This is a genomic window from Nocardioides sp. P4_G10, from assembly GCF_056401175.1.
In genome coordinates, this window is the sequence record NZ_JBFUJV010000005.1 from 27,223 (window position 1) to 38,972 (window position 11,750).

The window sequence follows — 11,750 nt, forward strand, 5'->3', positions numbered from 1 at the left end:
AGACTGGAGGGACACGGCTCTTCGAAGGAGATGATCGCCGTGATCACCCTCGCCCACGACCTCGCCACGACCCACCACGACCTCCAGTACCGCCTCGACCTGGCCAGCAGCGCGCGCGGCGACCGGCGTCACCCCCGCGACCACTACACCGCGATCGACACCTTCCTCGCCATCGCCAGCCGCCACAACGCGGCGATGGTCGACGCGATCGCCCCCCTCGTGCGCCACCTCCCCGGGGGCCACGACCTCGCCCACGAGTACCTCGCCGCGAGCCGCACCTACGAGGAGGCCCTCGGCCAGGTGAAGGCCCGGCTCTACGGCTCGTCCTACGCCGTCAGCCGGCCGTGGCCCGAGATCTGGGCGGAGGTGCGCCGCGAGCTCGGCACGGTGTGCACGCTCGAGCTCCGGCTCGCCGAGGCGCTGCTCGACGAGGACCACGGCACCGAGGACCTCGGCACCCGTCTCCACCACGCCGAGCTCGCCTCGCCCACCCGCCCGCACCCGTGGATCCCGCACCAGGGCGTCGCGGGTCACCTCGCCCGGGCGGTGGCCCGGCGCATCGACCGCTTCTGGGACGCCGCGGAGGGCCGCATGGTCCCCGAGCCCGTACGCCACCACGACCGCACCCACCAGGGGAAGCTCACCCAGTACCTGCTCGCCGACCCGCACCTCGACGAGGAGGAGTGAGCGCCGCGCCCGCGGGTCAGCCGGCCGGGACCACCATCAGCACCGGGCCGAGCACCTCCTCGCGGACCAGCCGCGAGCCGGGGGCGACGCCGCCGACGACCGTCGGGGCGAACCACCACCCGGGCCGGTCGAGCGGCTGACCGCCGAGGGCGACGTCGCCGCCCTCCGCACGACCGAGGTCGACGTAGCGGCGCACCCGGTCGCGGGCGACGACCGAGCGCAGCGGCCCGCACCGGGTGGCGGGATCGGTCGGGTCACCGACGGCGACGTCCGCCATGCCGGCGACGGCGGCCTGCAGCGCCTCGGCGTGCCGGTGCACGGGCACGACGACGCTCGTCGGGAGCCCGCAGCCCTGTCCGGCGTTGGCTGCGACGTCGTACGCCGCCGCGGAGACGACCGCCGCGAGGTCGGCGTCGTCGGCCACCCGGACGGCGCGCGGACCGCCGACGTCGAGGCGGACGCGCTTGCCGGCCCGCTCACCGGCGACCTGCATCCGCTCGGCCACGTAGGGCGACCCGGTGAGGGAGACCGCGTCGACGCGCTCGTCGAGGCTGAGCCCGATGGCGACGTCGACGTCGCGGGTGGTGACGACGTTGAGCACACCTCGCGGCAGCACGTCGAGAGCGATCCGGCCGAGCTCGAGCGCGGCGGTCGCGGCCTCCGGCGCGGGCTTCAGCACGACGGTCCCGCCGTCGGCGAGCACGCGACCGATCTCCGCGAGCGCGACGGACAGGGGTGAGGTGGCGGGCGTGACGACGACCGTGACGCCGGCCGGTCCTCGCCGCGGGTCGGACGCCGTCCCGGACGCCATCGCGGCGACCGCGTCGTCGAGGTGGGCCGACCGCAGCGCGACCGGCACCCCGGTCTCGGCCGCCATCAGCGCGACCAGGTCGTCGGCGTGCTCGGCGACCGCGGCGGCGAGACGTCGTACGGCGTCGGCGCGCAGGTCGGCGTCGGTGCTCCACTGCGTCGCGTCGAAGGCGCGGCGCGCGGCGGTGACCGCGTCGCGGGCGTCGGCAGGCCCGGCGTCGGGCACGTCCCACAGCGGCTCCGCCGTCGCGGGGTTGCGCGCCGGGAAGGTCCAGCCGTCGGCCGTGGGCCGCTCCACGCCGTCCACCGGCAGCCCCCGGGGACGGGCGTGCTTGCTCATGGGACAACTCCACCACGCCGACCACCCGGCGCTCCTCACCCGGTGGTGCGAACCCCGCCGTGCGACGGGGTGGCTAGCCTCGGGCACATGCGCGACGACCTCGGGGCCGACGTACCGCTGCCGGGGCCGGCGACGCGGGTGGTCTCGCTCGTGCCGTCGCTGACCGAGGCGCTCGCGGTCACGGCACCCGACCGTCTCGTCGGTGCGACCGACTGGTGCACCCACCCCGCGGACCTCGACGTCGCCCGCGTGCGCGGCACCAAGAACCCCGACCTCGCGGCGATCCGGGCCCTCTCCCCCGACCTCGTCGTGGCCAACAAGGAGGAGAACCGCGAGCTCGACGTACGACGACTCCGCGACGCCGGTGTCGCGGTGTGGGTGACGCGGATCGAGACCGTCGAGGAGTCGCTCGACTCGATGTCACGGCTGCTCCACGAGGCCCTCGGGCTGCCGGACCCCGCGTGGCTGGTCGATGCCCGCGCCCTGTGGTCCGCCCCCGCCGCCCCGCGCCTCCGCGTCGCCGTGCCGATCTGGCGCGACCCGTGGATGGTCGTCGGGTCGCAGACCTACACCGACGACCTCCTCACCCGGGCCGGGCTGACCAACGTGGTTGCCCACGGTCCGGCAGCGAGGGACGGGCGCTACCCGACGGTGACCCCGGACGACATCGACGGCGCCGGCGCGGACGTCGTGCTGCTCCCGGACGAGCCCTACGTCTTCACCGCCGACGACGGCCCCGAGGCGCTGCGCACGCCGACGCGGCTGGTGTCGGGGCGGCTGCTCACGTGGTACGGCCCGGCGATGGTCGAGGCGCACGCCGTGCTGACCGGCCTGGCTGGGTAGCCTCCCGTCCTATGACGCGCGACCCGATCAGCGAGGCCCACCGGCAGTGGGTGGCCCACGGCTGGGCCGATGCCGCCGACGGGATGGCGATGGTGACCTCGGTCGTGCGCGCCCAGCAGCTGCTGATGGAGCGCATCGACGCCGTGCTGCGCCCGCGCGGGCTGACGTTCGCCCGCTACGAGGTGCTGCGGCTGCTGTCCTTCAGCCGCGGCGCCGCGATGCCGATGTCGCGGCTCGGGTCGCTGCTGCAGGTGCACCCCACCAGCGTCACCAGCGCGGTCGACCGCCTGGTGGCCCAGGGCTACGTCGAGCGCGTGCGCAGCGACGAGGACAAGCGTGTCGTGCGCGCGGTGCTGACCGACGCCGGCCGCGACGCGGTCGAGGAGGCCACGCACGCCCTCAACCGCAAGGTCTTCGAGACCCCCGGGCTTCCCGAGGGCGCCGTACGCGAGCTCACCGACCGGCTGACCGGCCTGCGGTCGGGGCTGGGCGACGTCTGAGCTGGCGCGGGGAACTTCCCCGGATATCCGGGGATCGCGCCGGGGACAACCTGGTGACTCGCGAGTATTAGTTGGAAGTCCTACTATCGGCTCATGGCCGACCTCCACACCCCCACGCACCCGATCCGCCTCGTCACGGCGTCCGCGCTGTTCGACGGCCACGACGCCTCGATCAACATCATGCGGCGGATCTTCATGAGCCAGGGCTGCGAGGTCATCCACCTCGGCCACAACCGCTCGGTGCAGGAGGTCGTCGACGCCGCGCTGGAGGAGGACGTCCAGGGCGTCGCGGTGTCGTCCTACCAGGGCGGCCACGTGGAGTACTTCGAGTACCTCGTCGAGTCGCTGCGCGCCGCGGGCGCGGGCCACGTGCGCGTGGTGGGCGGTGGCGGCGGCGTCATCGTGCCGAAGGAGATCCAGCGGCTGCGCGACTCCGGCGTCACGATCTTCTCCCCCGAGGACGGCCAGAAGATGGGCCTCGTCGGGATGATCAACTCCGTCGTCGCCGACTGCGACGTCGACCTGTGGGCCGACCGCCAGGTCACGGTCGAGCAGGTGCTCTCGGGCGACCGGTTCGCCGTCGCCCGCGCGATCACCGGCGCCGAGGGCGGCCGCCTCGACGAGTCGCTGGTCGAGGACGTACGCCGCGCGGCCGCGAACCGCGTCGTACCCGTGCTCGGGATCACCGGCACCGGCGGCTCGGGCAAGTCGAGCCTCACCGACGAGATCGTCCGCCGCTTCCGCACCGACCAGCAGGACAAGCTCCGCATCGCGGTCATCGCGGTCGACCCGACCCGGCGCAAGGGCGGCGGCGCGCTGCTCGGCGACCGGATCCGCGCCAACTCCCTCGACGGCGACCGCGTGTTCTTCCGCTCGCTGGCCACGCGCGGCGCGCACGAGGTTCCCGAGCACCTCGCCGACGTGATCGCGGTGATGAAGGCCGCCGGCAACGACCTCGTCATCGTCGAGACCCCCGGCATCGGGCAGGGCGACGCGGGCATCGTGCCGCTGGTCGACCACTCCCTCTACGTCATGACGCCGGAGTTCGGCGCCGCCTCGCAGCTCGAGAAGATCGACATGCTCGACTTCGCCGACAGCGTGGCGATCAACAAGTTCGAGCGCCGCGGCGCCAAGGACGCGCTGCGCGACGTCGGCCGCCAGCTCGTCCGCAACCGCGGCGCCTTCGGCAAGCAGCCGCACGACATGCCGGTCTTCGGCACCAGCGCCGCGACCTTCAACGACGACGGCGTCACCGCGCTCTACCAGCACCTGCGCGCCGAGCTCGCCGGCGCCGGGCTCGAGGTGACCGACGGCACGCTCCCCCACGTCGACGTCCGCCACTCCTCCGGCATCCGGCAGGTCGTGCCCGCCGACCGCGTCCGCTACCTCTCGGAGATCACCGAGACCGTCCGCGGCTACCACGGTCGTACGACAGAGCTGGCCGAGGCGGCGCGCAACCTCCAGCGCGTGCAGTACGTCGCCGACCAGCTGGCCGACGGCGACGCGGGCGGCGTGGCCGCCCTCCTCGAGCAGGCGCGCAAGGCCGTCCCGCACGAGGTGGCCGACCAGGTCGAGCGCTGGCCCGCCGTCGTGGAGTCCTACTCCGGCGACGAGCAGGTCGTGGTGGTGCGCGACCGCGAGATCACCACCAAGCTGACCCGGGAGTCGCTGAGCGGCAACAAGATCCCGCGCGTCGCGCTCCCCCGCTTCACCGACCACGGCGAGCTCGTGCGCTTCTGGCGCAACGAGAACCTGCCCGGCTACTTCCCCTTCACCGCCGGCGTCTTCCCGTTCAAGCGCGACAACGAGGACCCGGCGCGGATGTTCGCCGGCGAGGGCGATCCCGCGCGCACCAACCGCCGCTTCAAGATCCTCTCCGAGGGCAACGACGCGACCCGCCTGTCGACGGCGTTCGACTCGGTGACTCTCTACGGCCGCGACCCCGACCCGCGCCCCGACGTCTACGGCAAGGTCGGCACGTCCGGCGTCAGCGTGGCGACGCTCGACGACATGAAGGAGCTCTTCGACGGCTTCGACCTCGTCGCCCCGACGACGTCGGTGTCCCTCACCATCAACGGCCCCGCCCCCACCGTCCTGGCGTTCTTCCTCAACACCGCCATCGACCAGCAGATCGAGGCGTTCCGCGAGCGGGAGGGCCGCGAGCCGTCGGCCGAGGAGCGCGCGAGCGTGGCGGCGTACGCCCTCGCCAACGTCCGCGGCACCGTGCAGGCCGACATCCTCAAGGAGGACCAGGGCCAGAACACGGCGCTGTTCTCCACGGAGTTCTGCCTGCGGATGATGGCGGACATCCAGGAGTGGTTCATCGAGCAGCAGGTGCGCAACTTCTACTCGGTGTCGATCTCCGGCTACCACATCGCCGAGGCCGGGGCGAACCCCATCAGCCAGCTCGCCTTCACCCTCGCCAACGGCTTCACCTACGTCGAGGCCTATCTCGCGCGCGGCATGAAGATCGACGACTTCGCGCCCAACCTGTCGTTCTTCTTCTCCAACGGAATGGACCCGGAGTACAGCGTCCTCGGCCGCGTCGCCCGCCGCATCTGGGCGGTCACGATGAAGGAGAAGTACGGCGCCTCGGAGCGCTCGCAGAAGCTGAAGTACCACGTCCAGACGAGCGGTCGGTCGCTGCACGCGCAGGAGATGGACTTCAACGACATCCGCACCACGCTGCAGGCGCTCATCGCGATCTACGACAACGCCAACAGCCTCCACACCAACGCGTACGACGAGGCGGTGACGACCCCGACCGAGGAGTCGGTGCGCCGCGCGCTGGCGATCCAGCTGATCATCAACCGCGAGTGGGGCCTGGCGATGAACGAGAACCCGCTCCAGGGCTCCTACGTCATCGACGACCTCACCGACCTCGTCGAGGCGGCCGTGCTGGCCGAGTTCGACTCGATCAACGAGCGCGGCGGCGTGCTCGGCGCGATGGAGACGGGCTACCAGCGCGGCCGGATCCAGGACGAGTCGATGCTCTACGAGCACCGCAAGCACGACGGCTCGCTGCCGATCATCGGCGTGAACACCTTCGTCAAGGAGTCGGCCGCCGACGCGCAGCCCAAGGAGGTCGAGCTGGCCCGGGCGACCGAGTCCGAGAAGGAGTCGCAGCTCGCCCGCGTGCGCGGCTTCCAGGCCGAGCACGGCGCCGAGGCGCAGGAGGCGCTCGCCCGGCTCAAGGACGCCGCCATCTCGGGCGACAACGTCTTCGCCGTGCTGATGGACGCCGCTCGCGTCTGCTCGCTCCAGCAGGTCACCGAGGCGTTCTTCGAGGTCGGGGGCCAGTACCGCCGCAACGTGTGAGGCGGTGGCGGCTCAGCCGGGCGTGACGCCCCGGAAGCCGACGGCCACGTGGTCGTCGGTCCGTGCGTAGTCGTGCGAGGTCGTCGTGAGCAGCTCCGCCGCCGCCGAGATCGCGCTGGCGCCCGTGCCCAGGCTGCTCGCGGCAGCACCCAGCAGGCCCTCGACCGTCGCGGCGAGCGTGGCGGCGCGTGGCACCTCGCCGAGCGCCCCACCCGGGACCCGCAGGCCGCGGACCTCGTCGGCCGCGGCCTTCACGGGCCCGACGAGCGCAGAGAGCTCGGCGGCCGCACCCAGCAGGGTGCCGGGCTCCACGTCGACGTCCTCCGAAAGACCCAGCTCGGACAGCGGGGTGCGGGTCATGTGGGGGTTGGCCCAGAGGTCGCCGTAGTCGTCGCGAAGCCACCACCAGCCAGAGGTCCCAGTGATCGCGTGGTCGAACTCCTCGGCTCCCGACTCGTAGGTCACGACGAGCTGGCCGTCGACCTCGACCACGCCCTGCGACATGCTCGGCAGGTCGTAGGGCTCGCTGCGGTTGCCGTCGAGGTCCTGCACGTAGAGCTGGCTGTGGTCCTCGTGGCGGCCCGAGGAGGCGCTGAAGACGTACTCCCCGTCGCGGACCAGGACGCCCTGGCAGTGGGGCGGCGTGTCGACGGTCTCGACCTTCACCCACTGCCCGGAGGAGTCCTGCTCGTAGACGTGGAGCTCGTCCTTCTCGTGGTCACCGAGGTAGAGCCTCCCGCCCTTGACCGCGGAGTACGACCCGCCGTCGAGGCCGGTCTGCGGGGGCGCCTTCTGCGGGACGGTCTCGCCGTGCGACGCGGCCTGCAGGGCTGCGAGGGAGTAGGTGTAGACCTCGCCGTTGTCGACGACGTAGACGTCGTCGCCGCGCACGCTGACACCGCCGGCGTGCGTGGGCTTGCCGCCGCTGACGGGGTTGCCGTCCGCATCGAGATGGGTGTCGCCGAGGGTCACCTCGCCGACCTCGGCGCCGGTCGCCTCGTCGATCAGGGCGAGGTAGGACGCATCGCCGTGCCCCTCGACGTCCTTCGTGTAGTAGGACTGGAGCAGCGTCCCGGTCACCGGGTCGTAGCCCAGGCCCTGCGGGATCCAACCCCTGCCGTCGCCCGTGGCCGCGGTGTTGGGGATGATCGGCCCGAGCTCGCTGGCGTTGCCCTCGAGCCACTCCTCGTTCTTCGCCATCCCCTCCTCGACCCACGTGCGGGTCTCGTCGTCGAGGTCGTCGAGGTCGACGTCCTCGCCGCGCAGGACCGCCTCGACCCCGGCGAGCTGATGGTTGTAGGAGGAGCCGACCGACAGCAGGCGGGCGTTGACCACGCGGGCGAAGATCTCCTCGATCGCCGGCGGCAGCCCCGAGGGCCGGTTTCGCCAGAAGGAGATGTAGTGATCGGCCTGGTCCTCGGCGGACTCGTAGGCCGAGGCGGCCGTCTCCAGGGCCCCGCGCCCGCGGACCAGCGTCGCGCGGGTCACCCCCAGTCCCTGCCGCAGGCCCGCGGCCCGGACGGCGAACGCCATCGCGGCCAGTCCCGACCAGACCGGGACCTCCGCAGCGGCGGCGAGGTCCTGCCGCACGCCGACCATCGTGTGCAGGACGCCGTCGAGGGCGTCGACCACCCCACGCACGGAGGCGGCATCGCCCGACACCAGCCGCCGGTGCTCGATCTCCGGATCGGTCATCGCCTCGTCACTCCCCGCCCTGGAGCATGATCGCGGCCACGGAGGACCGCAGCGGGAACAGCACGGTCTCGCCGGCCGAGCCCTCGTGAACCGTGCACTCACCGGTGGCGACCGCGCACGACAGGAGGGTGACCGTGTCGCCCTCGGTGGTCTTCTTGCCCGTGCCCGGTCCGGTGATCACGGTGCCGACCACGGTGTCGGCGTCGGCCCACCAGGACAGGTTCCACCGCTCCTGCGGGACCTGGAGGTCGACGGCCCGTCCGTCGGCGTCGACGACACGGTCGGGGCCCGAGTCGGGCTTCTCGATGCGCCACGTCCCGTCGGGGCTGGTCAGCGGATCACGCACGAGGGGAGGCTCGTCGTGTCTCGCAGGCGCACCCTCTCCGGTGCGGAGGTCGTAGACCTCCTCGCCCTCGATGACGCGGGCGCGCACGCGCTCGTCGTCGACGGCGAGGATCTCCACCTCCGCCTCCAGCAGGTGGTCGACCGGGTCGTCGATGCCGGAGGTGTCCATCCCGTCCTCGGACGTGGTCTCCTCGCCGGACGGCAGGTCGAGGAACCGCATCACTGCGGTGCCCTCGTCGTAGTCCGGGTCGAGCACCACGAGGCGTGACCCGTCGGGCGTGCGGGCAAGGCCCGTCCCGGCGACCTCGAGCCCGGTCGACCCCGGGTCCGCTCCCGGGCGCACGAACCACAGGTCCGCGCCGGTGAACGCCGAGTCGCCGGCGGATGCGTCATCCTCGGCCGGCACGAAGTACACCCCGTCACCCGCAACGACGTAGGCCCGCGGCGGGCGGCCCGTGTCCACGGTGGTGCCGTCCGCGAGGTGGACCGTCGAGCCGACGGCCCAGGACAGGCCGGACGCGTCGACCGGCGCCGTGCTGGTGCGCCATGACCCGTCGTCCACCCGGCCCGCGGGCCCGGCGGACCCGTCCGCGTCGTCGGTGCACCCGGTCACCAGCGCGCCGAGCAGCAGCACGCCGCAGACCGCCGCCCCCGAAGACCTCACGGTGAGATCGTGCCACGGGAGCGAGCGGTCGAAACCTCCCACCTCGGACGGGCCGGCGGCGTCGGTCAGCCGGGGGTCGGACCGCCGAGGGCGGGCTCGGCCGCCGGCAGGTCGAACCGGAAGACCGTCCCGCTCCCCGGCGGGGTCGTGAGGCACTCGATGGTGCCGCCGTGGCGCTGCACGATGGTCTGGCAGATCGAGAGCCCCATCCCGGTCCCCCGGAAGTGCGCGCGTACGGCGCCGCTGCGGTGGAAGCGCTGGAAGATCAGCGACCGCTCGGAGTCCTCGACCCCGACGCCGCGGTCCTCGATCTCGACCACGACGCGCGATCCCTTGCGCCGCGCGCGGACGGCGATGGTCGCGGGCTCGCCGGGCCGGGCGTACTTCACCGCGTTGCCGACCAGGTTGCCGAACAGCTGCCGCAGCGCCACCGGGTCGGCGCGCACCGACGGCAGGTCGGGATCAGCGATGAGCACGTCGTCGGGGCCGAGCAGCCCGGAGACCTGGTCCAGCACCCCGTCGGGGCCGGTCAGCGGCACCTCGCGGGCGGCGAGCTCACCCGACTCCGCGAGGGCGTGCTCGAGCAGGTCGCCGATGAGCTCCCCCATCTGCTCCGACGCCCGTTCGGCGCGGCGCAGCGGCTCAGCGGCCGGGGACTCGGGCTCGAGGTCGTCGGCTGCCAGGCCGACCCAGGAGCGGATCGCCGAGAGCGGACCGCGCAGGTCGTGGGCGGCCGTCGACGCGAAGCCCGCGAGCGGCCGCAGGCCGGAGCGGTGCTCGGTCACCTCGCGCAGCACGAGCAGGACGCCGGCGCGACCGCTCGCACGGGAGAGCGTCGCGCGGGAGACGGCGAGGACGACCTCCTCACCGCTGCTCAACGAGATGACGACGTCGCCGACGCCCAGCTCGGCACGCATCGCGCCGGTGGCGGACGGGTCGGGGTCCAGCAGCAGGCCGACCAGCTCGGCCAGCGCCTCGGCGTCGGTGGTCGCCAGGCTCACCCGGTGCGCCAGCCGCCGGCTGGCGCCGTTGCTGCGCTCGACGCCGCCGTCGGCGTCGAGCACGACGAGCCCCTCGTCCATGCTCTCGGTCATCTCGGCGAGCAGCTCGGCCTGCTCGGCCGACTCTGCGCGGGCCGCGGTCGCGGCGGCGTACGACTCGTCGACCCGGTCACCGAGCGCGCCCACCGCCAGGCCGGTGAGCAGCACGGCGACCATGAAGAGCTGCGAGACCAGCACCTCAGCCACCGGGTCCTTGATCGCGTCGAACGGGCCGTGCCCGGTGAGGCTCAGCCAGAGCGCGATGCCGCCGAGGACCAGGCAGTGCAGCGCGGCGGGAAACGTCGGGAACCGGGCGGCCGACCACACCGCGAAGCCGATGACGAGGAAGACGACCGGGTAGGGCTGCACGAACAGCAGGACCGTCGCGGTGACCGAGACGACCCAGAGCGTCACCCACTCGGTGCGCGAGCCACCGTGGACACGGTCCGGGATCGTCTGGGTGCGCCACTCCCAGGCCAGGTGACCGACGGCACCGACGGTGAGGACGCCGGCGACGTGCCGGGCGAACCAGGCAAGAGGGGTCAGGACCGTCACCGGCGCGTCGTCGAGCCACACCCCGAGCGTCCCGATCGCCGCACCCAGGGCGCAGCCGATGGCCGCTGCCCCCGCCATGGCCGCCAGGTTGCGCGGCGAGCGGATGCTGGCGGTACCACCGGCGCCGAGCATCGTCGGGCACCAGCGCCGCAGCAGCAGTCCGGTGACGGCGGTCTGCAGCGTCACCGACGCAGCCCCGAAGAAGCCGAGGAGCGGCGACACCCCGGTCGCGAGGACCACGCCGAAGTGGATGGCCATCAGCGGGACGAGCACGCGCAGGACGTGGCGCGGCGACTCGGCGAGCAGCCAGAGGAGGGCGACACCCGAGCCCGGCCAGATGAGGCTGACGACCTGGCCCTCCGTGGCGGTGGCCCGCCCGATGAGGGTCAGCAGGGCGTACGCCGTGGCGAAGGCTGCGGCCCGCGCCGGCGACAGGGCCCTCGTCATGCGCAAAGACTAAGGCCGCTCACAGTCCCCCGAGCGAGGTTCGGCGCACCCCAGACCTCACGATCCGCTCACATCCGCCCCAGAATCGCGCCACGGCGGGACACCAGCACCCCCGGGGGTCCACACTCGGTCCCATGGCCCTGCGCAGCCTCGTCGCGGACGACGAGCCCGACATCCGCGACTTCATCGGCCACGTGCTCGAGCGTGCCGGCCACGTCGTGACCACCGCCGGGGACGGCGCCGAGGTCCTCGCGCACACGGCGACGGAGAGCTTCGACCTCGTCGTCATCGACCACCACATGCCGCGGATGACCGGCCTCGCGGTCGCCGACGAGCTGCGCCGCACCAGCCCGTCCACCAAGGTGCTCATCATGTCGGGCGACCTCGACGTCGGTGACGAGCACCGACACTTCCTGCCGAAGCCGTTCAACCGGGGCGAGTTCCTCACCGCCGTCGACACCCTGCTCGCCGTGCCCGGCATGGGGAGCGGGGCGGGCTGAGCGGGA

General features: G+C 73.1%; 9 protein-coding genes. 5 read left to right on the forward strand and 4 right to left on the reverse strand.

What is annotated here, in order from left to right; all coding sequences use genetic code 11:
• Positions 1-39: 39 nt before the first annotated feature.
• Complete coding sequence (locus AC1DP1_RS08395; protein ID WP_477506476.1) at positions 40-687, forward strand: hypothetical protein; 648 nt, start codon at positions 40-42, stop codon at positions 685-687.
• 16 nt (positions 688-703) lie between these two features.
• Here AC1DP1_RS08395 and AC1DP1_RS08400 read toward each other — a convergent pair whose 3' ends face one another.
• Complete coding sequence (locus tag AC1DP1_RS08400) at positions 704-1,837, reverse strand: aldehyde dehydrogenase family protein (RefSeq protein ID WP_477506477.1); 1,134 nt, start codon at positions 1,835-1,837, stop codon at positions 704-706.
• Positions 1,838-1,924: 87 nt separating this feature from the next.
• Here AC1DP1_RS08400 and AC1DP1_RS08405 point away from each other — a divergent pair, with 87 nt between their 5' ends.
• The 3 genes from AC1DP1_RS08405 to icmF all read left to right on the forward strand — a co-directional run bounded on the left by AC1DP1_RS08405 (position 1,925) and on the right by icmF (position 6,498).
• Positions 1,925-2,680, forward strand: a complete 756-nt coding sequence (locus AC1DP1_RS08405; RefSeq protein WP_477506478.1) for a helical backbone metal receptor — start codon at positions 1,925-1,927, stop codon at positions 2,678-2,680.
• Between the two features lie 11 nt (positions 2,681-2,691).
• On the forward strand, positions 2,692-3,180 hold the full coding sequence (locus AC1DP1_RS08410; protein WP_477506479.1) for a MarR family winged helix-turn-helix transcriptional regulator: 489 nt from the start codon (positions 2,692-2,694) through the stop codon (positions 3,178-3,180).
• A 93-nt stretch (positions 3,181-3,273) separates the two neighbouring features.
• Positions 3,274-6,498: a fused isobutyryl-CoA mutase/GTPase IcmF gene (gene icmF / locus AC1DP1_RS08415; protein WP_477506480.1), complete on the forward strand. Its 3,225-nt coding sequence runs from the start codon at positions 3,274-3,276 to the stop codon at positions 6,496-6,498.
• 12 nt (positions 6,499-6,510) lie between these two features.
• Here the strand turns inward: icmF and AC1DP1_RS08420 are convergent, their stop codons facing one another.
• The 3 genes from AC1DP1_RS08420 to AC1DP1_RS08430 form a co-directional block, all read right to left on the reverse strand.
• Positions 6,511-8,193, reverse strand: a complete 1,683-nt coding sequence (locus tag AC1DP1_RS08420) for a hypothetical protein (protein ID WP_477506481.1) — start codon at positions 8,191-8,193, stop codon at positions 6,511-6,513.
• Between the two features lie 7 nt (positions 8,194-8,200).
• Positions 8,201-9,202: a hypothetical protein gene (locus AC1DP1_RS08425; protein WP_477506482.1), complete on the reverse strand. Its 1,002-nt coding sequence runs from the start codon at positions 9,200-9,202 to the stop codon at positions 8,201-8,203.
• Positions 9,203-9,267: 65 nt separating this feature from the next.
• Positions 9,268-11,244 (reverse strand): ATP-binding protein, encoded by a 1,977-nt coding sequence (locus AC1DP1_RS08430; RefSeq protein WP_477506483.1) that lies wholly within the window; start codon positions 11,242-11,244, stop codon positions 9,268-9,270.
• Positions 11,245-11,378: 134 nt separating this feature from the next.
• Between AC1DP1_RS08430 and AC1DP1_RS08435 the strand changes: the two genes are divergently transcribed.
• On the forward strand, positions 11,379-11,744 hold the full coding sequence (locus AC1DP1_RS08435) for a response regulator (protein ID WP_477506484.1): 366 nt from the start codon (positions 11,379-11,381) through the stop codon (positions 11,742-11,744).
• The last annotated feature ends 6 nt before the right edge of the window (positions 11,745-11,750 follow it).